This is a genomic window from Streptomyces sp. NBC_01546, from assembly GCF_045208355.1.
Classification (GTDB): Bacteria; Actinomycetota; Actinomycetes; order Streptomycetales; family Streptomycetaceae; genus Streptomyces.
This window is the reverse complement of the sequence record NZ_CP109380.1, coordinates 250,200-274,337: the sequence shown is the minus strand read 5'-3', so window position 1 is coordinate 274,337 and position 24,138 is coordinate 250,200. Positions and strand designations below refer to the sequence as shown.

Genomic DNA, 24,138 nt, shown 5'->3' with positions numbered 1-24,138 from the left:
CATTTAGAGAGACATCGAAAATTCGACAGTAGGGTATTCCATGCAAAAATCCTCCCGACTTGGCCTCTTAGCTAATCGGGACTTCGGGCGATTGTTTGCTGCCACTGCGCTCGGCCAGTTGGGCGACCGCGTCATCTTTCTGGCCTTGCCTCTGGTTGCCATCGCGGCATTGCATGCCGACGAGTTCCAGGTGGGCTTACTGACTGCGATGATTTCGGCAGGATCGCTCCTGGTCGGGTTGCCGGCAGGCGCGTGGGTGGACCGCATGCGGAAGCAATCGGTGATGATCAGTACTGATCTTGCCCGCGCGCTGTTCCTCTTGGCGGTTCCGGTGGCGTGGTGGGCGGGCCTTCTCACCATCTGGTGGCTCTATGCAGTCGCCTTGATTCACGGAGTCCTGACTGTCTTCTTCGATGTTGCATACGTCAGCTATCTCCCGCATTTGGTGGGACGCAGCAATCTCGTGGAAGGAAACTCAAAACTGTCGGCCATACGCTCGGTGACCAGTATCAGCGGGCCGACGGTGGCGGGACCGCTGGTCGGCCTGGTTGGAGCTCCTGCAACGCTTTTGGCGAGTTCGGCCGGGATGGCTATGTCGGGACTGCTCGCGATCACCATCCGGAAACGCGAAAAGAAGCCTGAGGTGAGTGAACACCCTCAATTGGCCCGAGAGATCAAGGAGGGGCTGAAGTTCGCCATCAAGTACCCCACTCTCCGTGCGATCATGCTAGCGGATGCGATATTCAACCTCTTCCTGGTCATGTATCAGACCATGTTGCTGGTCTTTTTGGAGCGAGAGATAGGACTCCAGTCCTTTGGTATCGGCCTCATTCTGTCGGGAATGGGTTGTGGTGCCTTGCTGGGCGCACTGGTGGCCACCAGGGTCTCCAAGCGAGTCGGGCAAGGTCCGGTCATCTGGCTCGCGTCTCTGGTTACCTGCCCGTTGACCGTGCTCATGCCGTTAGCGCGAACGGGTTGGAGCGTGTATGTGGCTGCGATCGGGCTCGCGGCTCTGTCACTGGGGGGAGTCGTCCGCGTGGTGGCTCAGTCAAGCTTCCAACAGGCCCTGACGCCGGATCGGCTTCTGGGTCGGATGAGCGCAACAGCTCGATTTGTTTCCTGGGGTGGCATTCCTCTCGGTGGGCTTTTGAGTGGAGTCTCGGGCTCTGTGTTCGGGGCAACAGGCACTTTGTGGATTGGCGCAGCCGGTATGACGCTGAGTGTCCTTCCCAACTTCCTGTCACCGCTTCGCACAATGCGCACGTTGCCAACGGAGAGGCCCCCCGAGTTCGCGCGTTGAGGCGTCGCAGATGGCTGACAAACAAGTGCGTACGTATGACCTGTAGGGCTCTGGCCGATGCAGTCGTCTCAATCGGCAGGCGCATCGGTGGCGCGATTCATGGTGGCTCGGCTGACGTCGGCCTCCCGCCAAAGGCCGGGTTGGTCGTTGTGCTGGTTACCCCTCGGGAGCGGGGGCTGGAGAACCCGCCACCAGCGCCTCTACCTGGGGCCGCAGCGTGGGCTCTGCGCACAACGCGAAGTGATCGGTCCGCCGCAGGTCGAACATCCCCCGCAGGCCATGCCGCCGCGCGTGCGCGACCAGATCGTTGAAATGCGTCTCGAAGCGCGTGGAGAAATGGATCCGCACCGGGCCCCCGCACACCGACCGCAGCCGCTCGCACCGGCGCACGAACCGCTCGTAGGATCCCACCTCCTCCGCGTCCTCCCACACCTCGCCCGCGTGCCGGCACACCTGCGCTAGGTCCTTCCCGACGATCCGGTGCAGGTAATCGCAGAAGTTCGCGAAGGCGTCCAGGTCCCGGGTCCCCGCCACGATCCCGCGCAACGCCGCCGCCGGATCGGACAGGTCCAACCCGGCCAGGGCCCGGGTGACGGGGAGAGTGGACCGGTTCATGTTCGGATCCAACAGCAACACCCCCGCGAGCGCGGGCCGCTGCTCCGGACGCTCCGCCCACCGCTCGGCGAGGCGCAGCACCGTGTCGGCCCCGTATGAGAACCCCACGAGCACGAGCCGCTTGCCGGGGTGGCGCCGGGCGAGGGCCCTGATGGCGCCCGCGATCAACTCGGTGTGCGTGGCCAGGCCGATTGGCCGGTAGCGCGCGTCCCGCGCCTCCTCCGGATGGTGACCGAACGCCGTCAACGCGACGGTGTGCGGCCGGGCCGAGGCCATGTACGGGCGGAACTCCGAGGCGTCCGTGGCCAGACCGTGCAGCAGGACCACCAGGTCACGCGAAGTCGTGGCCCGCTCCAGGTAGCGCAGTCGGCGCCCAAAGACCATGTGGTCCGCCGGCAGGTCCACGTCGAAGTCGTCGGCACTGATCTCGAAGGAACCCTCGACCACCACCGGCCCCGCTTCCCGACCGCCCGAACCCGCCCTGCTGCCGCCCCACCACCCGAGGCCGAAACCGGCGCCCGCGGCGAGGAGCGCGGAACCGGCCGGCGCGACGGCATGCGCCCCGACCCAGGCGAGCACGGCGCGGGCCTCATCGGCGTAGATCCCGATCAGGATCCCCAGCGTGCCCCCGACCCCGGCCAGGGCCGCACGCACCCGGGTCACCATGCCCGTGGTGGGTCCCGGTCCTGGAGCTGTCATCCCGTGCCCCGCGGCCCCGCCGACGCCCGCACCCCTGTCCGTTTCCGCACCCCGTCACCCCGTCCTCCGCGCCGCAGCCCCCGTCGCAACGGTGTTCGCTCCCCTTACCCCTGGGGCAGGCGGGCGAAGCCCTTCCGGTTACGGGGGCCTCAGGCAGGCAGGTTGGCCCGGCCAGACCAGCAGGAGGGTGTCGGTCTCCGCCGGGCGTTCCTGCTGGATCGAGTGCTGTGACCGGAAAGGTTCACCGGGTCGCGACGCCCGGCACGGCGCCTCGCCGCCTTGTCGGGCAACGGAAGTACGCCCAGTACGAGCCGTGGCACTCCGTCTTGCGATGCACCACACCGGACGCCGCGACCCGGCAAACTTTCCCGATCACGGCCGCCGTAAGCGGTGGCCGGCCGGGCAGGTCCCGGACGCAGGGCCGTCGTCCCGGGTCGGGGGCGTCGGGGTCAGTGCGCCGACTGCAGGTCCTCCAGTTCGGCCGCGAACAGCTGGGCGGGGTCGAAGCCCATTCCGGTGAAGTGGCCCGCGAGTTCCAGCGAGAGGACACCGTGTAGCCGGGTCCAGAAGATCAGGGCCCGGTGGAGGGTGGAGGCTGGGGCCGGATGCCCCTGCGCCCACTGCCGGTGGCCTTCGAGGTGCGTGGCGAAGGGCGCGGCGGGACCGTCCGAGGGCAGTGCGGCGCAGGCATCGAGCAGGGTCGCCATGATCTCGGAGGCGATCGCGGTGACGTCGTCGGGTGCCTGGTAGCCGGGGACGGGGGTGCCGTAGACGAGGAAGTACCGCTGCGGGTCCTCCAGTGCCCAGCCGCGCAGGGCGTGCGCCAGTGCGGCCAGGTCGGCGCCGGCACCGGATTCGTCACCGGACCCGGCGGCCGCGCGGAAGGTATCGGCCAGGCTGCGGTACGCGTCCCTGATCAGCTCGGTGATCAGGTCATCGCGGCTGGCGAAGTACCGGTAGAGCGCGGGCCCGCTCATGCCCATCTGCTTGGCGATCGCGTTGAGGGAGAGCGCGGTCGCCCCTGCCGTGGCGATCTGCTCCCACGCCCGTTCCTTGACCTCCGCGCGCACCTGGACGCGGTAGCGCTCACGCGGGGTCGTCGTGCCGGTCTCCGCCATGGCCTGCCACCCTCCTCAACACTCATTGGGATAGATGTTCAAGATTTAGTTAGAACCTATCACGGATCCTCTTGACGGCACCCTGCGAAAAGAGTTACAACTTCTAACGAACGAGAAACCCGCTAACGAACACAGATCGCACCCGCACCGGAGGTCGCCATGAACATGAACACCGAGGAACTCGTCGAGATCGTCCTGCCGGGCAAGGTCGAGCCCGAGGGCCTGGAGATCCGGCACGGAGCCGTCCCCGTCCCGGGCACGGGCCAGGTCGTGATCCGGATGGAGGCCACCGGCGTCTCCTTCGCCGAGCAGCAGATGCGGCGCGGCCGCTACTACGACCAGCCGGCGTTCCCCTTCGTGCCCGGCTACGACGTGGTCGGCACGATCGTGACGACGGGCGACGGCGTCGAGCCCGGCCTGGCCGGCATGCGGGTGGCCGCGCTGGTCAAGGTCGGCGGCTGGGCCAGCCACGTCCTCGTCGACGCCGCCGATGTCGTACCGGTGCCCGAGGGGGTCGGCGCGGCCGAGGCGGAGACCGTGGTGGTCAACGGGATCACCGCCTGGCAGATGCTGCACCGCAAGGCCCACGTCAAGGCCGGCCAGACCGTCCTGGTGCACGGCGCCAACGGCGGCGTCGGCACGGTCCTCGTCCAGCTCGCCCTCGCCGCCGGCGCGAAGGTGATCGGCACCGCCTCCGCCCGCCACCACGCCGCTCTGCGGGCCAAGGGCGTGATCCCCGTCGACTACCGCACCGAAGACGTCCCCCAGCGCGTCCGCGAGCTCGCCCCCGGCGGCGTGGACGCCGTCTTCGACCACGTCGGCGGCCGAAGCGCGGTCGACTCGTGGCACCTGCTCGCACCCGGCGGCACGCTCGTCTCGTACGGCAGCGCCTCCACCCGGGACGACGAGGGCTCGGGTTCGTGGCCTGTACTGAAGCTGCTCGGCCGGGTGTGGCTGTGGAACACGCTGCCCAACCGCCGCCGCGCCTATTTCTTCAACGTCTGGGCCGGCCGCGCCTACGCCAAGAACCGGTTCCGGACCCGGTTGAGCGCCGACCTCACCCAGGTCTTCGCGGCCCTCAAGCGCGGCGACATCACTGCCCAGATCGCCGCCGAGCTCCCCCTCGCCCGCATCGCCGACGCCATGCGGCTCGCCGAGTCCGGCACCGTCGCCGGAAAGGTCGTGCTGAACCCGTAGCGCACCCGCCCGTCGCCACTGCTCGCACGCTCCCTTCCTTCCCCCTCCCCCTACCGGAAACGCGAGGCAATGCCATGACCGCCACCCACACCACCCTTCGCTACCGCGCACGGCTGCTCATCCCCGCCGCGATCGCCGCCCTGGCCCTCACGTCCACGAGTGCCGTCGCGCACACCTCGCCGACCACCGCGGCCGATCGGACGGTCGCCGCCCAAGACCACCGCGAGGGTGCGAAGAAGCCGAAGGCGATGCTCGACGCATGGCTCGACCTCTGGAACGGCGATTCCGCCCGGGCGCCGGGCATCATCTCTCCCGACTTCCGGGTCCACGCCGCACTCCTGGACGGCGGAGACGGCAGCTCCATCAGAGGCGTCGACGGCCTGGTCGCCTGGATCGGCCAGACCCGCGCGGCCTTCCCTGACCTGCGCTTCACCCTGCAGGTCGACCCGCTGGTCGACGGCCGCTACGCGTCCGTCCGCTGGACGGCCACCGGCACCTACGCCGGCGGCTTCCCCGGCGCCAGGGCCGAGCCCGGGACCCGGGTCACCTTCACCGGCACCGACACCCTCCGCATGCGAGACGGCAAGTTCGTCGAGTACTGGCTCAACTCCGACACCCTGCAACTGCTCACCCAGCTCCAGGCACTCTGAACCACGCACCGGACCCCGAGCCGCCGCCCTCCTCCTCAAGTCCTCAAGGCGCCGCACCGAGCGCGAGGAACTCGGCAACTGTGCCTCGCGTAGGCCGGATAAGCCACAGGCGGGACTCGTGGTGTAGCCGACGGGGCGGTGTGCCGCGTCTGCGGTACCGGGGACGGGCGGGACGCGGGATAATCGGGTCCATGGTCACGCTCTCCTCCAGCAGCGCGGCGCCTTCGGCCGCCGAGGTACTGCACGCCCGGTACGCGGGCCGGCTGCCCGCCTCGCTGGAGAAACTCGCAGGTCCGCGGAACGGCGTGGTCGAGCTGCCGCTGCACGTGGCCTGGTCCGGACTGCGGGCCTACGACCTGGACCGCCCGCGCCTTCGCATGGGCCTGTACCGCACCGTCCTGGCAGAAGGGCAGCACGAAGACCTCGTGACCCTGCTGAACCGCGACCTCCTCCTGGCCCAGTGGCCGATCCTGCGCACCCTGGTCAGCAGGCATGTGCGGCAGGTCTGGGAGGAAGCGTTCCCCGAGCTCGCGAGCGCGAGGTCCGCCGCGGCGTGAAGCTGAGCGACCTGCACCAGCGGCTGCTGGCCGCCGTTCTCGACATCGGCGCCCCGTACCCACTAGTGATCACGGGTGGGTACGCCGTCCAGGCCCACGGCCTCGTCGAGCGGCTCAGCCAGGACCTCGACGTCGCCACCGAGAACCCGGCTCCGATGGCGGAGATCGTCACGAGCCTGGAGCAGGGCCTGGCCGCACGGGGCTGGCAGGTCCGCGTGATCGACGTGGACGCGCTGTCGGCCCGCCTGATGGCCGCCGACCCCGACACCGGCGAGGAGTGCGAGGTGGACATCCTCAAGGAACACTTCTGGACGCCCCCCGCCCAGACCGAGTACGGGCCGGTCCTCGCCTTCGACTCCGTCATCGGCACCAAGGTCCGCGCCCTGGCCGACCGCGGCGCCGTACGCGACCTCATCGACGTACACGCGGCCTCACGCCACCGCACCACCAACGAGCTGGAGCGCCTCGGCAGGCGACATGGCCGCGACGAGTTCCGTCTCCACGACCTCCGCGACCGCCTCTCCGGCGCGGACTGGGCCGATGACGAGGAGTTCGCCGCCTACGGCCTCACCGAGGACGCTACGGCGGAGCTGCGCGCCTGGGCCCAGCGGTGGGTGAGCGACCTCGACCGGCGCCTGCACGACGACGGCGACGAGGCCTGACGTCCCGGATGCGTGGCACGGCGTTCAGTGCCGGCTCGGTGCGCGGTGCAGGAACTCCAGGCGGTGCTGGGCGAGCTGCAGGTGCCGGGGATCGAGGGCCGGCAGTACGCGCAGGAGGCGGATGAGGTCGGGCCCCGTGTCGAGGGCCGCGTCCGGGTCCTTGAGCTGGGTCCAGCAGTAGAGCGCGCCGGCGGCTGCGGCATGCACCTCGGCGGCGTCCGGGGCGTGGCAGCCCAGACGGGTGCGGGCCGCGCTGGACCACAGCTGGGTCGCGAGCCGGAAGTCGCCCGCCATCCGGGCGAGGTCGGCCCGGATCTCCACCCAGTGCAGCGCCTCGGTCGACGAGGAACCGTGCGTCTGATGGATGTACTGCTCCCACGCCTGCGCGAGCATCGCTGCCTCGGAGTGCCGGCCTGCGGTGGCCAGGGCGTGGATGTGCGGTCGCGGATCGTCGATCGGGGCGGTGGGTGGGGTGTGCTGCGGCTGCGGCTGTCCGCGCTGGAGTTCATCACCCGGAAGGGGGACGGGTTGGGTCGGTTCGGCGCCGGGGCTGCCGTGCCCAGGCGCCGACCGCGCGGACACGCCTGAAGCCGCTCCGGGCGTGGTCGTTACGCCGCTGAGCTCGCGGGCGCCGGGAAGGACCAGGACGCCGGGCGGCAGGGTGGCGGCGCCCACCGCGAGGGCATGCAGCTGCAGGTTGGTGGGCCGGGTGGGGCTGGCCCGGAGCTGGTCGATCCAGGCCCGGGTGTAGCTGCTCACGACCGGGCCCAGGCCGTTCCATCCGGGCGGGCAGACGACGCCGTACACCTCCGCGGACGGGGAGGCGGGCAGGCTGCCGTACTCCTGGAGCAGCGGCCACGCCGCCTTGTCCGCCACGAGATCGAGCAGCACCGTGGTCAGCCCGGGCGGACGGTCACGCAGCTCCGCGCCCAGCCACTCCCAGGGCAGCGCCGTGTAGCGCACCGTGGCGGCCGTCGTCCCCGCGAGCGCCAGATGCATGCGGCTGCCCCGCCGGTCGGCCGTCAGCCGGCCCGTGAGGTAGACCAGCAGCGGACCCGGCGTTGCCGCCGCCGCCCGCAGGCGCGTCAGCACCGTGTTCGGATCCCGTGCCCCGTCCAGGTACGTCGTGTCACAGGCGACATCGCTGTTCAGCACCGCTGACACCGGCACGACGCCCATCGCGGCCAAGTTGGCGCTCGGCGCCACCTGGACACCTCGGCGCCTCACGGCGATGTCCCCCGCTATGAGGAGCACATGGCCCCGCTGCTGTTCCAGCCCGATGCTGCGCATGAACAGACGGTACTCACTGGGTCCGGTGGAACTGTTACCCACTGACGTCTGCTCCGCGTCCGGCGGCACGGGCCAGCGCCCGTTCCCCTCCCGGCGGGAGCCGGCCAACTGCTGTCCGAGGGGCCGCGCAAGTCCCTGATGGGGTGCTGCGCCGCCGCGGCCACTCGAACGTGTGAGTTCAAACGTGCCCATGCCCGAGGGGACTGGCTTGGACAACGATCCCGCAATCACGTTCGAAGTTTTCGCCCTCCCGGGGCCGTTACGGCACCCAGGGGTGGCGGGTTGTTCGAGCACTGCTCGGTTCCGGCGTCCTGGGAGGACCTTTGCCGACAACGCTCACCCCCCGCACAACCCCGGTCCCAGTCGAACAGAACGCCTCGGAACCTGTTCTCCGCGGACCTGGTTACCGGCCCCTCACCAGCGTCGTCCTGGTTGCGCTTCGCCCCGACGGCAGGACGGCTCTGGTGCGTCACGCCTCCGGCGTCGACCGGGGCCGGCTGGCCCTCGTCGGGGGGCGGCTGGAGGCAGCGGAATGGCTGGACACGGCGGTGCGCCGTGAGGCCCTCCAGAGCCTCGGCATCCGTGTGGAGTCGCAGGACATCGAGTTCGCGGGCCTGCTGCATCACCGATGCGAGTCGGGCGCGGGCCGGCTGTGCGCCATCTCCCCCGCACAGCGCTGGGCGGGGGAGCCACGGAACGCCGCGCCCGGTCTGCACAGCGAGGTGGTGTGGGCGGATCCCGGCGGTCTGCCGGCCGACTGCCATCCCCTGGCCCATGCCGTCCTCGACCAGTACGTCGCGGGCACCCTCTACAGCACCGCCGCGTTCCCCTCGGACCGGCCGGGAGCAACGCGGACCGGAGGGCCTGCGTGAACACGCTGCCTGACGCCCGGTCTTCATCACAGGAGCCGGCAGCGGAGGTGTCGTCGCTGTGGCGCCACCGTGCGTTCCGCCTGTACCTCGCAGGTGAGGCGGCATCGGTCGCGGGATCGTCCCTGAGCATCGTGGTCATCCCGCTCCTGGCGGTGATCGAGCTGGAGGCCTCCACCGGCCAGGTGGCGCTGCTGGCTGTGGTCGGTCAGTTGCCCCCGCTGCTGTTCGCCTTGTACGCGGGGGTGATCGCCGAGCGCAGGCCCAAGCGGATGGTGATGATCTGCGGTGACCTGGTGAGCGCCTGCGCGGTGCTGTCCCTGCCGCTCGGCGCCGCTTCAGGAGCGTTGACCATGGGCCAGCTCATGGTCGTCGCCGTGGTGAACGCGACAGCGACGATGATGCACGACGCCGCGGCGATCAGCATCGTGCCGGCGCTGGTGGACCGTTCCCTGATCCAGAAGGGCAACAGCCGCATCGGGGCGCTCTTCGCCATCGCCGCAGTGTGCGGCACACAGCTCGGGGCGGCGCTCGCCGGTCTGGTCGGGACAGCCCGGGCCCTGCTCGTGGACGTGCTCTCGTACCTGATCAGTGCCTGGTGCACCGCCCGGATCAAGAAGGACGAGGTCTCCGAGGTTCCCGTTGCGGATCACAGGACCGGCTGCCTGAGCGAGGAGATCCGCGAGGGCATGCACTACGTCTTCGCTGACGTCACCCTGCGCACGCTGACCCTGGTCAACGCCACTACCTCGCTCGGCCTCGGCCTGCTCAATACCCTGTGGGCGCTGTACCTGCTGCGCGAACTGGCCATGCCGGCGGGCGTCTTCGGCGCGGTGATGGGTCTGGGCGCGCTCGGCGCCGCCGCGGGGTCCCTGCTCGCACCGGCCATGACGCGACGGTACGGTCCCGGCCCGATGATGCTCGCGGCCCTGATGGTCACGCCCGCGGTCCAGCTTCCGCTGCTCCTCGCCCGCCGCGGTTTCGGATGGCAGATCGCCGTCGCGGTCGCGCTCTTCGTGCAGCTGTGCTGCGCGGGCATGGCCGGCACGACGCAGCGTTCCATCCGTCAATGTGTCGCGGCCGCCGGCATGCAGGCCCGTATGCAGGCGGTCTCCACGTGGCTGACCGCCGGTTCCCGCCCGCTGGCGGCCGTCATCGCCGGTGGGATCGGAAGCCGGTTCGGCGTACGGACCGCCCTCGCGGTCGGCGCGCTCGCTCTGGTCGTCCCCTGCACAGTCTTGTACTTCTCTCCCGTCCGCACGCTGCGGTCCATGCCCGCTCCTGCCCCCGCCGCGCCCCTGCCTGCCCCGGCCGACAGCCGCCCGGACGAGGTGGTACCCGCGACGCCGCCGGACAACGGCGGAACACGGCGCGGTGGCGCGGGCGCGGGAGGCGGGGCATGAGCGCTGTTTTGAACGTCGTCGGGGTCCACCTGCATCTGGAAGACCCGGAGGGACGGGTCCTCCTGGGGCTGCGCCACCCCGACTCCGCGTACGCAGGCGACACCCACCACTATCTGGCGGGCCACTGCGAGCAGGAGGCAGCCAGCGCCGGTCTGGTCAGGGAAGCGTGGGAGGAAGCCGGGCTGAGGATCGACCCGGGCGACCTCGTGCTCGCGCACCTCGTCCATGTGATCGACGAGCCCGGCACCCGTCCCAGGCTGCAGCTCGTGTTCCGGGCGCGGCGGTGGAGCGGTACCCCGCGGGTGCGGGAGCCGGACAAGTGCCTGTCCTGGGGTTGGTGGAGCCCGCACGCCCTGCCCGAGCCGATCGTCCCCTACACGAAGGCCTCGATCGAAGGCATCCAGGCCGGGCGCCTCTACACCGAGATGGGCTGGGGCTGAGGTGGTGCGGCGCAGCGCGGCGTACGCAGGCGCCGGTGGCCGGAAGTCGGCCTGGCGCACCTCCGCGAAGACCGGCGTCCTTGAACCCTTCACCACCACACGGAGGAGTAGCTCACTTGGGGTATGTCAGGCAGGACGAATGGCACGAGCACTACGCCGCTGGGAAGGGCTTCCGGCCGCTCGGGGAGACGGAACGGGCCCTGCTCACGGAGCACGTCCCCGCCCCGGAGGGCGGGCGGGCCCTGGAACTGGGGTGCGGGACCGGGGAACTCGCCGTGTTCCTGGCCGGCCTCGGCTATCAGGTGGACGCCGTGGACTACGCCGCGAGCGCCGTCGACCGAGCGCGCGCCGAGCACGCGGGAGCCGGCCGCGTGCGGTGGCTGGAGCTGGATATCGAGACGGGCGATGCTGCCGGGCTGAGCGACGAGGGCTACGACGTGATCACCCTGCGGCTGGTCTATTCCTTCCTGCGGGACCGCACCAGGATCCTCCACGGGCTCGGCGAGCGGCTGCGGCCCGGTGGCACGGTCGTGGTGATCACGCCGCTGAAGGAGAACACCCCGGAGGAGCGACGCGACATCGCGCTCGGCGAGGCGGAGATCGGCCTGCTCACCTCCGGCTGGGAGCATGCCGGGCGGTTGCCTGCCGATGAGCTGGCGATGCTGGTCCTGCGCGGGCCCTGCCACGCGCACACCACGGCCGCGGAGAAGGGCCCCACCACCGGGCACGCGCTGACCGGCGTGTACGCGATGGTCACCGACCCTGCGGGCCGTGTTCTGCTGGGCCGCTCCACCCGCGGGATGTGGGAGCTGCCCGGAGGGAAGAACGCCGCCGGCGAGGGATTCGAGGCCGCGGCCGTACGCGAACTCGCCGAGGAGACCGGCCTCCTCGCCGCGGAGTCCGACGCGCATCTGCTGACCGTGCTCCTGGACGACGCCCAGGGCCTGCCCCGTCTGACCGCGGTCGTCCGCATCGCCGCCTGGAGCGGAGAGCCGGCCAACCGGGAGCCGATGCTGTTCGAACGCTGGGAGTGGCACGACCCCGACTCCCTGGCCTGCCTGGGCCCCGTTTTCACCCCAACTGCCCTGGCCCTGAACGCCGTGTGGCCCGGCATCATCAGGAACCTGCCGCCCGTGCGTGCCTATGAGGCCACGAGCGGGGCCGCGCCGGCCCACCGCCTTGAACGCCACGGCGGCCGTGCCCATGGAGGGCCCCCTCTCATCTCCCTGGAGAACCCGTGACCGTGCCGAGCCTGATGGGCGTCTTCGCCCACCCCGACGACGAATCCCTGGCGGCCGGCGGAGTCCTGGCCCAGCATGCCGCAGCCGGCGCCCACACAGCCGTCGTTACCGTCACCTGGTCCCCCGACAGCCACCGCGCCGGCGAACTCGCCGAAGCCCTGCGCATCCTCGGGGCCGGGGAACCCCGCATGCTCGGCTACGCCGATCACCGGATTCCGTCCTCGGCGCCCGGCCAACCGCGGCTCTGCGACGCCCCGCTCGACGAGGCCGTCGAACGCGTCGTCGCCCACCTGCGCGCCTTCCACCCGGACATCGTGCTCACCCACGACGCCTACGGATCCTCCGGCCACCCCGATCACATCCGAACCCACCAGGTCGTCCTCCTGGCCGTACATGCCGCCGGGCTCGAGGACCTCTACCCGCAAGCCGGCCCTCCATGGCAACCGAGCGCCCTCTGCCTTTCCGCACACCCCCACTCGGGAGCCCGCGACCTGGGCGACCTGGTCGCGGGCGTGGGCAAGCGTCTGCGCACCGTCCCCGACGACATGATCACCGCGACCATCGATGTCCGCCCCTGGATCGCACAGAAGTGGGCCGCCATCCATGCGCACCAGTCCGAAGCGGCCCGGGCCCGCTCCCTCCCCGGCCTGCTGTCCGGGCTCCCGGCCAGGGCCCGGGAAAGGATCCTGGCCACCGAGTGGTTCATCCGCCACGAACTCACCCCCACACCCGGAGGCCCGCGAGAACTGACCGCTTGACATCGAAGTCGACTTCGGGGCCGGACCCGAGGCAGAGGAGGCTGAGGCGCGGGAGCACCGGGGTGGAACAGCCGCGGGTTCGGAGGTGTCAGAGCTCGCCGCGGTGCCGGTGCTTGTCGGACGCGTGGTCGCGTCGGGGGGTGAGTCCGGGGGTGCGGGACCGGTCACCGAGGTGGGTGCGGTACAGGTCACGGAGGTAGGGGACTCCCTTCTTGGCCGCGAGGGCGACCATCACCGGGTACACCTGGGGCTGGGTGAGCAAGTCGATGGCGCTGTTGGAGACCGTGTCGAAGGGGACGTGTTCCAGCACCTTGTACAGCCCCACGAGGGCTCCGCCCGGCAGGATGACGAGCGCTCCCTTCGCGGCGGCTTCGCGCAGAACCTCGAGTGCGCGCTGTGCCTGTGTCTTGACCGTCGATCCCGGCCGCTCCAGCAGGTCGCCGGCTGCTGCCGCCGGGACCTGGAAGGCCTTGTGGACGACAAGGGCCTCCTGCTGCCGGACGGGCAGCCGGGAGAGCGCGGAGTACAGGACGACCTTGTCGATGAGCGCCTGGGCCGGGTCCGCGGTCGCGCCGCGGCCGGAGTCCTCGAGGAGGACGGGGGAGGCGTGCCTGATCGTGATGGTGAAGCCGTCCGTGGTCACGATGCGGTAGGCCGCGCACTTCTTGTAGACCTTGTTGCGGGCCGTGCGCCAGATCGCCCGCTCCGGGCGGTCCCAGCGCCGGAAGCACCGGTGCGCAGTGATCATCGTCTCCTGAGCGATGTCCTCCGCGACCTGCCGGAAGTCCTCGTTGTCCGGCAGGAGTCCCTCGAGCCTGTCCAGGCAGTAGTTGCGCACCCGTGGCTGGTAGAGCAGGAAGAACCGGTCCCAGTCGTCCAGGTACCGCATGCACCGGCCGCACCAGCGTGACGGGCCGAGGTACTCCGCCGTGCCGTCTCCGGCACGGGCCTGAGAATCCAGCAGGTCGACGGGGGCGGCGCAGTTCAGGCAGGGCGTGGCCAGGGGTGTCAGGTTCGTCATCTCGGTTCTCCTCACGACCGCCCCGTGTGGGTCGGTCGCAGCAGGTGAGGCAAACAGAACCCGATTTGGACGGGGCCGGAGAGAAGAACTTCAAAAGATCTTGGTCTGGTAGCCCGCGCCGGTCGGGAGTTCACGGAACGGCCCTTCGCACCCGTACGTCAGAACGGAATGACGCACCGGCGTGCGAAGAAATGGCAGAAGTGCTTGTTACAGAGGCCTTAATCCATTCGGCGCACCGCTCGCAGCGCGGCGTGAGTGGCCGGCCTGCCTGGGCGGACGCCCCGGGCCCCGATGCCGCACAGGCCGTCTCGATCCCTCGTACGGGCACCCGTCAACGGGGCGTTGACGGGTGCCTCTTACAAGTGAGAGTTACGGACATGTCCGCATTAGGTAACACAGATCCCGGGTTGGGGTGTTTGGCGGTGCGTGGGGCCAGTGTGTGGCTCCCCGGCAGGTCGCCGGGAACCGCACGGAGTCCGTCCGGCCTGTACGAGGCCGGACCGGGCTGACTTTTCGAAGGAGTCGTCTCCATGTCTGCTTCTCCCGCCACCCGCCGTCTTCTCGCCGCGGTCCTCGCCGCCGGCGCCCTGGTCGGCGCGGCCGCCATCCCCGCCGCCGCCCACGACGACGACCGGCGCGGCCACCGTGGCCCGCACTCCTCGATCGTCATCGGCGACGTCCAGAACGACAGCCACGGTCGCGACAACCGCGCCCTGAACCGCGAATGGATCGAGGTCAAGAACACCGGCCGGCACTCGGTCGACCTGCGCGGCTTCACCCTCACCGACAAGCAGGGGAACCGTTACCGCTTCCACGGCTTCCGCCTCGACGGCCGCTCCAGCGTCAAGGTCCACACCGGCAACGGACGCGACACCCACCACGACCTCTACCAGAACCGCCGCCACCAGATCTGGGACGAGCGCGACACCGCCACCCTCCGCGACGACAGCGGCCGCGTCGTCGACACCGAGTCCTGGGGCCGCCGCGGGCACCACCACAGCCGCTAGCCCCATCCGGCAGCCACACCCACGGGGAACGTGAGCTGCCGGCAACTGAACCGGACGGCGTGCCACGGCAACCCAGCCGCGGCACGCCGCCGGGAACGGCAAGGAGTCGTGGACAGCGGAGGGAGCACTGATGTCTCGTTTCCAGGACAGTCGGCGAACCGGAAGCACCTTCACGGCACTGCTGTGCGCAGTGCTCTTGTGTCAGGCCATACTGGGCGTTTCCAGTGCCGATGCGGCCGCAGCCTCGAGACCTCGCGTCGACTGGGACGCGATCGCCCAGTGCGAGTCCGGTGGCAACTGGCGTGCCAACACGGGCAATGGGCACTACGGCGGACTGCAGTTCACCCAGTCGAGCTGGAAGGCCGCGGGTGGCCGCAGGTACGCCGCCCGGGCCGATCTGGCCACGAAGTCGGAGCAGATCGCCACTGCCAGGCGGCTGGCTGCGATCCAGGGCATGGGTGCTTGGACGTGCGCCCGCCGGTAGAGATCGACCGGTAGAGAGATCGAGCAGAGGCATCACCCGTCGCGGGGCGCGCGCTGCGCCCCGCGGCGGGTCTTCGGCGTGCCGGGAGACGGCCTGCTCACCGCCTCCCGTGGGGTGTCAGGGTGAAGGCTCCGCCCGACCTGCGGACCTCCACCGCTCCCGGGCCGCCGAAGTGGGCGGGGACCACCAGTTCCCGGATGTCCGCGGCCCGTTCGAGGATGCGGCGGCGGGTGGCCACCGCCTGCTCCGCGTCCAGGCAGAAGCAGCTGTTGCAGGCGGGGTCGAGGATCTGTACCGGGTTGTGCACGAGGTCGCCGACGAAGACCGCCCGGTCGGTGCCGGAGCTGAGGCGCAGCACGCTGGAGCCGGGGGTGTGGCCCGGTGCGGATTCCAGGGTGAGGTGCTCGTCGATGCGGTGCGTGCCATCCCACAGGACCGCCTGCCCGGACCGGTGGACGGGCGCGATGCTGTCCTCGTAGATGAGCCGGTCGTCCTGGCGCAGGCCCTTCGCGTACGCGTTGCCGGGCCCGAAGTGGAAGTCGTCGGCCGCGGGGATGAGGTACTGGGCGCGGGGGAAGGTCGGCACCCACTCCCCGTCGGCGTCACGGGTGTTCCAGCCGACGTGGTCGGCGTGGACGTGGGTGTTGACGACGGTGTCTACGTCCTCGGGCCGGATCCCGGCCCGGGCCAGGCCGTCGAGGAAGTCTCCCTGCCGGTGGTGGAAGGCCGGCGAGCCGGGCCGTTCACGTCCGTTGCCCACCCCGGTGTCGACGAGGACCGTCCGTCCGGCGCTGCGCAGGACCCAGGTCTGCAGGGCCATCACCGCCAGGTCCTGGTCCGGCTGCCAGTGGTCCGGCGCCAGCCAGTCCTCGTTGTCCTTCCACAGCTCGGCCGTGGACTGCGGAACGAGGTCGCGGGCCGGGCCGAAGGGTCCCGCCCACTCGGTGATCCGGATGACCTCGACGTCCCCCAGCACGAGGGGCTGTTCACTCTCGTTCTTCTCCATGCCCTCGACCCTACGAAGGGCCCGGTGAGCCTCTCAATACCTGTTCCGCTCAGGGGAATACGCGTGCGGCTCAGCTAGCCTGGCCGGATGGACGTGGTGAGCGACGCGATCTCGGCCGTGCGGATCGGGCGTCCCTCCTCCGACCGGTTGCGGGTGGGCGGGAGCTGGTGCACGCGGCTGGCGCCGTACGAAGGCGCCGGATTCCACATCGTGCTGGAGGGCAGTTGCTGGCTGCTTCCCGACGGCGGCTCCCCCATCGAGCTGGGCCCGGGCGACGCGGTGCTGCTGCCGCACGGCACGGGGCACGTGATGGCCGACTCCCCCGCCGACGCGGCGGCCGTGGAGCGGGCCGTGCCCTTCGAGCGGCTGGCCGCAGTGGAGCGGCGGGCCGGGGCGCCGGGGCCGGCCGGGGCGCAGGAGCTGCAGACGGCCGGGGACGGCGCGGGCGTGGTGGAGCTGCTGTGCGGCAAGTACCGGCTGGACCGCAGCCGGGCGCATCCGCTGATGGCGGAGCTGCCGGAGGTCGTGCACCTGCCGAACCGGGCGGGTGCGGCTCCCGAACTCCGTTCCGCGATCGGCCTGCTGGGCCGGGAGCTGGACGGGCTGCGGCCGGGCTCCGCCATCGCGGTCCCGGGCCTGCTCGATCTGCTGCTGGTCTACATGATCCGCTCCTGGACGGCCGAGGGCGGGACCGGGGCGTGGCCGGCCGTGCTGGGCGACCCGGTGGCGGCCGCAGCCCTGCGGGCGCTGCACGCCGACCCGGCCGCCTCGTGGTCCAACGAGCGGCTGGCCGCCGCGGCGGGGGTGTCCCGGCCCACCCTGGCCCGGCGGTTCACCGCGCTGGTGGGCCGTCCCCCGATGGCCTACCTCACCTGGTGGCGCCTGAACCTGGCCGCCGTCCGGCTCCGCGACACCGCCGACTCGCTGTCGGCCGTGGCCCGCGGGGTGGGTTACGGAAGCCCGTACGCCCTTTCGCACGCCTTCAGCCGCGAGTTCGGCACCACTCCGGGGCGCTACCGGGCGGGCTTCGACACGGGGAAGTCGAAGTAGGTGTCGGGGAAGGGTTCGTCGCGCAGGGTGTAGTGCCACCACTCCTCCGGCAGGTTCTTGAAGCCCGCGGTTTCGAGGGTGCTCTTCAGGAGCAGCCGGTTGGCCTTCTGCTCGCCCTGGATCCGGGGGTCGAGGGTGTGGGAGAGGGTGTCGAAGCAGTCGAAGCCGGTGCCCATGTCCACGGAGTTGTCCGGCGCGCGGTCCTCCTGGGCGGCGTAGCAGGGGATGAGCGGCCGGTCCGGATCGTAGGGCGGGGTGGGCCGGACGGGGAGTTTCACCAGGGTCAGGTCGAGGGTGCTGCCCCGGCTGTGGCCGGACCGCTCGGCGATGTAGCCGTCTTCGAACAGCCGGCTTTTGTCGACCTGTGGGTAGAACTCGGCCTTCATGGCCTGGTCGTCGAGGTCCTTGGCCCAGGTGACGAAGTGGTTGACGGAGCGCTGCGGCCGGTAGCAGTCGTAGACCTTGAGGGAGTAGCCCTGGCGCAGCAGGGCGCGCTGGGCGCGGTGCAGGGCTTGGGCCGCCGGCCGGGTGAGGATGCAGGTCGGCTGGAGGTAGCCGTTGATCGGCTCGCCGACGAAGTTGTTCGGCGTGTAGTAGCGGATCTCCTGGCGGATGGTCGGGTCGACGTCGCTGAGCGCGACGAACCCCTTGGGCGGCTTGGGGGCCGCTGCCGCGGCAGGCGCGGGTGCGAACGGGGGTGCGGCGGCGGACACGGCGACGGCGACCGCGGCGGACAGGGCTGCCGCGCGTGCGGTACGAACGAGGACGGACATCCTCCCATTCAGCCCGCCGCCCAACGGTCTTGGCCAGTCGCCTTTCGGTGAGGCCGGCTGGTTCATGGCGTATTCGCGTCGGCAGCGCCGGGTGATCGCCGAGGATCGTGCATGGCTCGAGCGCCGGGCGCTGACAGCCCTGTTTCTCCGAACCTGCACGGGTGGTCACCGGCCCGAACGCGCCCGTCACGCGGCAGTGCACAGACGCCCCGCTGTGCGAGCCGCCGCACACCGGGCTGATGCCAGCCACCACCAGGAGCTACGCGGACGACACGACCGCCCCGGGAACACCTGCTTCTGCACGTTCCAGGTCCTGAGGGTCGACGGCAGCGCGGTCGCGACGTACGCGTTGACGCGTGTCCGCCCAGCTCTCCTCTGCCCCCGGCCCTCGGAACGAGCTGGGTCCTGTCCTCCGAGCCGATGTCCCGCAGTTCTCATGGCGGCGCACTTGCCAGGCGTGGCCGCAGCAGACTTCAGCGCCTGCGAGACCTCTGGCCTCGCGCACGAGGCAGAGCTCGGGCCTGATTCGCCAGGTCATCAGCTAGGTCCTGATCGGCGAAGGGCGGAAGGCCGTCCTCAGCGCCGCAGCAGGCAGGCTTCTTACGCTCTCCCTGGGGAGGGCGCTCCAGACCAGCCAGTGCATAGAGAAGCGTGTAGACATCGATGTGTGGATCGTCATCTTGATGTGGCCCAACGAGGACCACTGTCGCCTCGTCCTCAGCCGTGAAGGCCACTACCACTCGCAAAGACCGAACCAAGTGCTTTACGCACAGGTGCTCGACCACGTCTCCCGTGAGCCTGTACCCGAGCGCCTTGCAGCCCTGACTCCTCAGCTCTTGCAGGAACTGGTCGTATGAACTGCGATCAGTTCGGCGCAGTCCTGCGATCTGCTGCTTAGCAAGTGGTGTGACGGTAACCATGACGGACACCGGCGCAGCCTAGTGGTCTCGAACCGCCAGTTCCTCGTCTTTGGTCGAAGCCGGTTCGGCCTTGCCCTCTCGGAGCTGTCCGAGGCTGGCCGCCAAGTCTTCTCGATCAAGCAGAGCCGCGTCTTGCAGTCGATACCACACGGCGCTGAGCAGGTCTCTGCTCCGGCCCGCCGCCCGCAGATCTCTCACGAGATGCAAGACCTGGTGCAGCCGGACTGGGTCGACTCTCTTGGGGTGCTCGCTTGCCAGCGCCAGCACGCCCTCCTCGACCCAGGCTCGGACTGTGCGATCGCTGAGGTCGAGCAGAGAAGCCGCTGTCTTCACTCGAATCGGCTCAGCGTTGCTGAGTGCGTCCTCAGCGACATGCCGGAGTTCCGAAGCATTGGCCGGCTGCTGTTCCTCGATCTGCTCAGCAACCGCCTCCACTCTCTCGACACGGTCAAAGAGTGCTCTTACCTGGGCTTCCTCACGATCCAAAGTCTGAGTCACGACTACCTCCTCCCGTTCTTACTTCAAAATATTCCCCCTTATTTGGAACCCGCAACCGCTACAGGCAATTCTTTACACACAAGATTGACTCGCTCCCGCTCACGCGCGCGCCCATCCGGTGCGATGACCCGCTCAGGCTGCCCACCCTTACGGGAAGCACCACCCCAGCTCGACCCATCCCCCGCCGCCACCCGAAGACAGCCCGTTCACGGGCTCCAGTGCGAACATCTGCTCGAATAGCTGGGGTGAAACCGCGTGTCCCTACACCGTGCGACCCAAGCCGGACCGCGGCGCTCCGCGCACACGGCCGGACTCGAGATCCCCGGCAAGCCGTGCAACGGTTGGGGAGCGCGCAGGCTGCGGCTCGGCTGGGCACTTGTCTTCTGGTCGGCCGCCCTAGAAGGGGGACGCCAGCCGACGAGTCCACCACGCCGATGGGCCGGCGCTCCGTTCGACCGGCCGGGTGACGCTCTGCACTAACGACCTCGGGAGCGATTGAGTTCGGGACAGGCTGGCTCGGCGGATCGGTTGACGGGTGAGTCTGAGATCCTTCTCCTCATGAGCACACCACCAGACGGATTGCCTGTGTACAGAGTCCTGACGGGTCCGGACGACGCCAACTTCTGCCAACGTGTGAGCGAAGCGATTGGCCTTGGCTACGAGCTGCACGAAGGCCCCGCTGTCACCTTCAACGGTGAGAATGTCATCGTCGCCCAGGCGCTCGTCTGGCCGACACTGCCGTAGCGGCCTTGGGCGCAGTGGTGGTCGTGATCGGCCCGTGAGGTGAGAAGGGCCGCACAGGTTGGGTGAGTTGTGAGGCTTACCTGGGCCCGTGCGGCCTGTTCCCATCCTGCCCTGCGCGGCGTCTCCCGCGCACACTTCGGCGAGTTGCTCGAAGTGCTCGCCCGGCACCCTGCTTGCTGATCAACCACGAGCCGAACTACCAGGCCAGCACACCCCGAAATCAATCGCTCCCAAGGCCGTAAGGTCTCACCGGCGCGCGGAGCGAGCCGCCGAGCACGGGCCCCTGCTCGGGCTAGGTGTCTTCGTCGCGAACTGCCGGAGCAGGAAGCCGTCGATGAGTGGGTGGCGGGTCACACAGCTCGACCGTCTCGGGATGCTGTGGGCTCCGTGAACAGGGTGTTGGCGTCGGCGTAGGGGAGGGTGTCCGCGCCGAAGGTGAAGGTGCCGGACTCGGTGATCTCCCGGGCGGCCCGGGTGAGGGCGCCGAGTGCCGCGCGGGACAGCGCGGATCCGGTGCTGATGCGACGTACTCCCAGGGCGCCGAGGTCGTCTACGGACAGCTTCAGGGCGCCGCCCATCAGGACGTTGACGGGCCGGGTCACCGAGGAGCAGACGGCGGCGACGGCTTCGGCGTCGGGCAGGGCGGGGGCGTAGAGCACGTGAGCGCCGGCGGCTTCGTACGCCTGGAGGCGGCGGATGGTGTCGTCCAGGTCGGGGCGGCCCTGGAAGAAGTTCTCCGCGCGGGCGGTGACGGTGAAGGGGAAGTCCAGCCGCTCGGCGGCCTCCACGGCGGCGGCCACCCGTTCCACGGCTTCGGCGAGCGGGCGGACCGGGCTTCCTTCGGGTCCGGTGTCCTCGCGGCCGGTGGAGTCCTCGACGGAGCCGCCGACCAGGCCCGCGGCGGCGGCGAGGCGGATGGTCTCGGCGACGTCCTCGGGGGTGTCGCCGAAGCCGCTCTCCAGGTCGGCCGTGACGGGCAGGCCGCCGGCCTCCACGATCAGGCGGGCGTTGTCGAGGATTTCGGCGCGGCTGACCCGGTCGGCGCCGTCGGGGCGGCCGAGGCTGTGGGCGAGGCCGGCGCCAGTGGTGGCAAGGGCGGCGAAGCCGAAGGCGGCCAGGATGCGTGCGCTGCCCGCGTCCCAGGGGTTGGGGACGACGAACGGGCGGGGGCCGTGGTGCAGGTCCCGGAAGGCGATGCCCTGCCGGAGTTGGACGTCGGTGGTGTGGTGCGGGGTCATGGTCTTCTCGCTTCCGCGCTCGCTTGCTGACTTGCTGCCTACCGCTGTGCGGGCGCCGGGGTGGGGCGGCGGGCTCCGCGTCTGCGGGAGACGGCTACTCCCGCCAGGCAGATCGCGCCGCCCAGGAGGGTCAGGGCGCCGGGGACCTCGTCCAGGGCGATCCAGGCGATGAGGACCACGACGGCGGGGACCGCGTAGGTGGTCGCGCCCATCTTGCCGGCGGTGGTCCTGGCGAGGGCGTACGTCCAGGTGGTGAAGGCCAGGGCGGTCGGGAACAGGCCCAGATAGACCATGTTGAGGGTGGCGGTCAGCGGGGCTTCGGGGAGCTGGGCCAGCAGTTGCCAGGCGAAGGGGAGGGTGACGGCGGTGCCGACGAAGCAGCCGTACGTGGTCACCTGGAGCGGGGTCGCGTACGTCAGTGCGGGCTTCTGCGCGACCACACCGGCGCCGTAGGCGAGCGCGGCGAGCAGGCAGAGCAGCACTCCGCCGAGGGAGGAGGAGCCGCCGTCGGAGGTGGACAGGCCCACCACGGCGGCGCCGGCGAAGGAGACTCCCATGCCCGCGAGCAGCATCGGGGGGAAGCCTTCCTTCAGCAGCCAGCCGCTGAGCAGGGCGATCACGAGGGGGCCGATGTTGACGACCATGGCCGCGGTGCCGGCGTCCACGCCCTGCTCGCCCCAGTTCAGCGCCACCATGTAGAGGCCGAACCACAGCACTCCGGAGGTGAGGATGCCGGGCCAGGCCTGGCGCGGCGGGAGCGGGACCCGCTTGATCACGAGGACGAGCGCGAGGGCGAGGGAAGCCGTCAGCAGGCGTCCGAGGGCGAGCGCTCCGGGGGCGTAGTACGCCGCCGCCGAGCGGATCGAGACGAATGCCGAGGCCCAGAGGACTACGGTGACGGCCGCTGCGGCGAGGGCGCGTCGGTCGATGGCGGGGTGGTCGGCCTTGTGATCCATGTGCGCACGGTACTCATGGGCGTTTGGGCTGCACAGCGCGTTTTCCGGGCCGGCGGGCGGCGGGCGGCGGTAGGCGCGAGGCCTCCGGTTGGGCTCAGCGGGATCTCGAGGGGCCGGCGGGACAGTGTCGGCACCGGACCCGTGTCCGGAATCTGTTTGCCGTCCTCAGGAGGCTGGTCATGTCCGCGCCCGTGCTCGAACCGCGCGTGGAGGCACCGCCCGCGCCCAAGACCCCCCGCCCCCGGCCGGGGCTCGCCCTCGCCGTCATCGCCTCGTGCAACGCGATGATCCAGCTCGACGACGCCATCGTGAACATCGCGCTGCCCGGCATGCGCGCCGATCTCGGGCTGTCGGACGTCGGTTCGTCGTGGGTGCTGAACGCCTACCTGCTCGCCTTCGGCGGTCTGCTGCTGCTCGGCGGGAGGGCCGGCGACATCCTCGGGCGCCGCCGGGTGTTCCTCACCGGCGTGGCCCTGTTCACCGCGGCCGCCGCCGTGCGCGGGCTCGCGTCGGACGTGGAGCTGCTCACCGCGATCCGGGTGGTCCAGGGCATCGGGGCGGCGCTGGCCGCGCCGAGCGGACTGGCCCTGGTGCTGAGCATGTTCGAGGAGGGTGCGCCGCGCAAGCGTGCGATCGCCGTGTGCACGGCGGCCGGCGCGGTCAGTACGGCCGGCGGCCTGCTGCTGGCCGGGACACTGTCCGGTCTGAGTTCGTGGCGGTGGGGTCTGCTGCTGAACGTGCCGCTCGGCGTGCTGATCCTGGCGCTCGGGCCGGTGGCGATCACGGAGACCCGCCGCAATCCGGGCCGTTTCGACGTGGCCGGCGCGCTGCTGTCGGCGGTGGGCGCGGCCGCCCTCGTGTACGGGCTGGCGCGCGCGGCGGAGCAGGGTCTCGGCGATGTGCGGGCGCTGGTGTGCGTGGCGGGCGCCGTGGTGCTGTTCGCGGTGTTCGCGGGCGTCGAGCGGCGGGCCGCGCATCCGATCGTCTCGCTGCACCTGTTCCGGTCCCGCAACCGGGTCCTCGCGTACGTGGGGACGCTGGCCGTGCCCGGTTCGATCATGGGTGCGTACTTCTTCCTGAACCGGTACTTCCAGCAGGAGGCGGGCTACGGCCCGCTGGGCGCCGCGGTCGCGCTCACGCCGCTCGCCGCGACGATGGCGGTGATGGCGTGGGCGGCCGTACGGCTGGAGCGCCAGCTGGGGGCCCGTTACCTGATGGCGGGGGGCGCCGCCCTGCTGCTCACCGGCAACCTGTGGCTGTCGCAGCTCGGGCCGGACACCTCGTACGCGGGCGGGATCCTGCCGCCGCTGCTCCTGCTGGGCGCGGGCATGGCCTGCTGCGTGATCCCGCCGACGGTGCTGGCGACGTCCGGGCTGCGGCGCGGGGACGCCGGAGCGGCCTCCAGCATGCTCAATGCCGTGCAGACGCTGGGCGGTTCGCTGGGCCTGGCGATGCTGGTGGCGGTCGCCTCGCGGTCCGGGATGTCCCTGGGCTTCACGGCGGGCGCGGTGTGCGCGGGTGTCGCGCTGCTGGCCGCACTGCTGATCCGTCCCGGTTCGGGCGCGAACGCCGGACCCGGGGCCTGACACCCCCTTCCCTTCCTTCCCTTCCTCGCGCCCGTGGCGTCCGCCGTCCGAAGACG

Annotated in this window: 24 protein-coding genes; 15 read left to right on the top strand and 9 right to left on the bottom strand. The window is 70.5% G+C overall.

Features of this window, described 5'->3' with window-relative positions:
* Window positions 1-40 precede the first annotated feature (40 nt).
* A complete protein-coding gene (locus OHA89_RS39910) occupies window positions 41-1,300 on the top strand; it encodes an MFS transporter (protein WP_331761799.1) in 1,260 nt (419 codons plus the stop codon).
* 156 nt (window positions 1,301-1,456) lie between these two features.
* Here OHA89_RS39910 and OHA89_RS39905 read toward each other — a convergent pair whose 3' ends face one another.
* Together OHA89_RS39905 and OHA89_RS39900 are read right to left on the bottom strand one after the other, a co-directional pair.
* A complete protein-coding gene (locus OHA89_RS39905) occupies window positions 1,457-2,614 on the bottom strand; it encodes an alpha/beta fold hydrolase (protein ID WP_406368879.1) in 1,158 nt (385 codons plus the stop codon).
* A gap of 449 nt (window positions 2,615-3,063) precedes the next feature.
* A complete protein-coding gene (locus tag OHA89_RS39900) occupies window positions 3,064-3,732 on the bottom strand; it encodes a TetR/AcrR family transcriptional regulator (protein ID WP_266616122.1) in 669 nt (222 codons plus the stop codon).
* A gap of 165 nt (window positions 3,733-3,897) precedes the next feature.
* Between OHA89_RS39900 and OHA89_RS39895 the strand changes: the two genes are divergently transcribed.
* From OHA89_RS39895 to OHA89_RS39880, 4 genes are all read left to right on the top strand, one after another.
* Window positions 3,898-4,929 (top strand): medium chain dehydrogenase/reductase family protein, encoded by a 1,032-nt coding sequence (locus tag OHA89_RS39895; protein WP_331762029.1) that lies wholly within the window; start codon window positions 3,898-3,900, stop codon window positions 4,927-4,929.
* Between the two features lie 74 nt (window positions 4,930-5,003).
* A complete protein-coding gene (locus OHA89_RS39890; RefSeq protein ID WP_266616120.1) occupies window positions 5,004-5,579 on the top strand; it encodes an ester cyclase in 576 nt (191 codons plus the stop codon).
* 191 nt (window positions 5,580-5,770) lie between these two features.
* Window positions 5,771-6,136 carry a hypothetical protein gene (locus OHA89_RS39885; RefSeq protein WP_257559793.1) on the top strand — a complete coding sequence of 122 codons (366 nt, stop codon included), beginning with the start codon at window positions 5,771-5,773 and terminating at the stop codon, window positions 6,134-6,136.
* Entirely contained in the window at window positions 6,133-6,798 is a 666-nt protein-coding gene (locus tag OHA89_RS39880; protein ID WP_331761794.1) for a nucleotidyl transferase AbiEii/AbiGii toxin family protein, read from the top strand. The genes OHA89_RS39885 and OHA89_RS39880 overlap by 4 nt, the downstream gene beginning before the upstream one ends.
* Before the next feature lie 24 nt (window positions 6,799-6,822).
* On the opposite strand, the gene OHA89_RS39875 is transcribed toward OHA89_RS39880, so the two are convergent.
* The gene (locus OHA89_RS39875) at window positions 6,823-8,088 is read right to left on the bottom strand and encodes a hypothetical protein (RefSeq protein WP_331761792.1); all 1,266 of its coding nucleotides are present in this window, start codon (window positions 8,086-8,088) and stop codon (window positions 6,823-6,825) included.
* A gap of 323 nt (window positions 8,089-8,411) precedes the next feature.
* Between OHA89_RS39875 and OHA89_RS39870 the strand changes: the two genes are divergently transcribed.
* From OHA89_RS39870 to OHA89_RS39850, 5 genes are all read left to right on the top strand, one after another.
* On the top strand, window positions 8,412-8,960 hold the full coding sequence (locus OHA89_RS39870) for an NUDIX domain-containing protein (RefSeq protein ID WP_331761790.1): 549 nt from the start codon (window positions 8,412-8,414) through the stop codon (window positions 8,958-8,960).
* A complete protein-coding gene (locus OHA89_RS39865) occupies window positions 8,957-10,360 on the top strand; it encodes an MFS transporter (protein WP_406368875.1) in 1,404 nt (467 codons plus the stop codon). The genes OHA89_RS39870 and OHA89_RS39865 overlap by 4 nt, the downstream gene beginning before the upstream one ends.
* Window positions 10,357-10,800 carry an NUDIX domain-containing protein gene (locus tag OHA89_RS39860; RefSeq protein ID WP_266616105.1) on the top strand — a complete coding sequence of 148 codons (444 nt, stop codon included), beginning with the start codon at window positions 10,357-10,359 and terminating at the stop codon, window positions 10,798-10,800. Before OHA89_RS39865 ends, OHA89_RS39860 begins: the two co-directional genes overlap by 4 nt.
* A 116-nt stretch (window positions 10,801-10,916) precedes the next feature.
* A complete protein-coding gene (locus OHA89_RS39855; protein WP_331761786.1) occupies window positions 10,917-12,041 on the top strand; it encodes an NUDIX domain-containing protein in 1,125 nt (374 codons plus the stop codon).
* Window positions 12,038-12,799, top strand: a complete 762-nt coding sequence (locus OHA89_RS39850) for a PIG-L family deacetylase (RefSeq protein ID WP_331761785.1) — start codon at window positions 12,038-12,040, stop codon at window positions 12,797-12,799. The genes OHA89_RS39855 and OHA89_RS39850 overlap by 4 nt, the downstream gene beginning before the upstream one ends.
* 88 nt (window positions 12,800-12,887) lie before the next feature.
* Here the strand turns inward: OHA89_RS39850 and OHA89_RS39845 are convergent, their stop codons facing one another.
* Complete coding sequence (locus OHA89_RS39845; RefSeq protein WP_331761783.1) at window positions 12,888-13,820, bottom strand: sigma-70 family RNA polymerase sigma factor; 933 nt, start codon at window positions 13,818-13,820, stop codon at window positions 12,888-12,890.
* Window positions 13,821-14,350: 530 nt separating this feature from the next.
* On the opposite strand from OHA89_RS39845, the gene OHA89_RS39840 reads away from it, so the two are divergent.
* Both OHA89_RS39840 and OHA89_RS39835 read left to right on the top strand, forming a co-directional pair.
* Window positions 14,351-14,827 carry a lamin tail domain-containing protein gene (locus tag OHA89_RS39840; protein WP_331761781.1) on the top strand — a complete coding sequence of 159 codons (477 nt, stop codon included), beginning with the start codon at window positions 14,351-14,353 and terminating at the stop codon, window positions 14,825-14,827.
* Between the two features lie 130 nt (window positions 14,828-14,957).
* Complete coding sequence (locus tag OHA89_RS39835; protein WP_266616095.1) at window positions 14,958-15,311, top strand: transglycosylase family protein; 354 nt, start codon at window positions 14,958-14,960, stop codon at window positions 15,309-15,311.
* A gap of 97 nt (window positions 15,312-15,408) precedes the next feature.
* On the opposite strand, the gene OHA89_RS39830 is transcribed toward OHA89_RS39835, so the two are convergent.
* Window positions 15,409-16,317, bottom strand: a complete 909-nt coding sequence (locus OHA89_RS39830; RefSeq protein ID WP_331761779.1) for an MBL fold metallo-hydrolase — start codon at window positions 16,315-16,317, stop codon at window positions 15,409-15,411.
* Between the two features lie 87 nt (window positions 16,318-16,404).
* On the opposite strand from OHA89_RS39830, the gene OHA89_RS39825 reads away from it, so the two are divergent.
* Entirely contained in the window at window positions 16,405-17,367 is a 963-nt protein-coding gene (locus OHA89_RS39825; protein WP_331761777.1) for an AraC family transcriptional regulator, read from the top strand.
* Here OHA89_RS39825 and OHA89_RS39820 read toward each other — a convergent pair.
* The gene (locus OHA89_RS39820; RefSeq protein ID WP_331761774.1) at window positions 17,331-18,140 is read right to left on the bottom strand and encodes a M15 family metallopeptidase; all 810 of its coding nucleotides are present in this window, start codon (window positions 18,138-18,140) and stop codon (window positions 17,331-17,333) included. The two genes, OHA89_RS39825 and OHA89_RS39820, sit on opposite strands and share 37 nt — an antisense overlap.
* Before the next feature lie 938 nt (window positions 18,141-19,078).
* Complete coding sequence (locus tag OHA89_RS39815; RefSeq protein WP_331761772.1) at window positions 19,079-19,558, bottom strand: hypothetical protein; 480 nt, start codon at window positions 19,556-19,558, stop codon at window positions 19,079-19,081.
* Window positions 19,559-20,116: 558 nt separating this feature from the next.
* On the opposite strand from OHA89_RS39815, the gene OHA89_RS39810 reads away from it, so the two are divergent.
* On the top strand, window positions 20,117-20,302 hold the full coding sequence (locus OHA89_RS39810; RefSeq protein ID WP_266616085.1) for a DUF1737 domain-containing protein: 186 nt from the start codon (window positions 20,117-20,119) through the stop codon (window positions 20,300-20,302).
* Between the two features lie 350 nt (window positions 20,303-20,652).
* Here OHA89_RS39810 and OHA89_RS39805 read toward each other — a convergent pair whose 3' ends face one another.
* Together OHA89_RS39805 and OHA89_RS39800 are read right to left on the bottom strand one after the other, a co-directional pair.
* Window positions 20,653-21,540 carry an isocitrate lyase/phosphoenolpyruvate mutase family protein gene (locus tag OHA89_RS39805; RefSeq protein ID WP_331761770.1) on the bottom strand — a complete coding sequence of 296 codons (888 nt, stop codon included), beginning with the start codon at window positions 21,538-21,540 and terminating at the stop codon, window positions 20,653-20,655.
* Between the two features lie 38 nt (window positions 21,541-21,578).
* On the bottom strand, window positions 21,579-22,496 hold the full coding sequence (locus OHA89_RS39800; RefSeq protein WP_331761768.1) for a DMT family transporter: 918 nt from the start codon (window positions 22,494-22,496) through the stop codon (window positions 21,579-21,581).
* Between the two features lie 179 nt (window positions 22,497-22,675).
* On the opposite strand from OHA89_RS39800, the gene OHA89_RS39795 reads away from it, so the two are divergent.
* The gene (locus OHA89_RS39795) at window positions 22,676-24,082 is read left to right on the top strand and encodes an MFS transporter (RefSeq protein WP_266616081.1); all 1,407 of its coding nucleotides are present in this window, start codon (window positions 22,676-22,678) and stop codon (window positions 24,080-24,082) included.
* Window positions 24,083-24,138 lie beyond the last annotated feature (56 nt).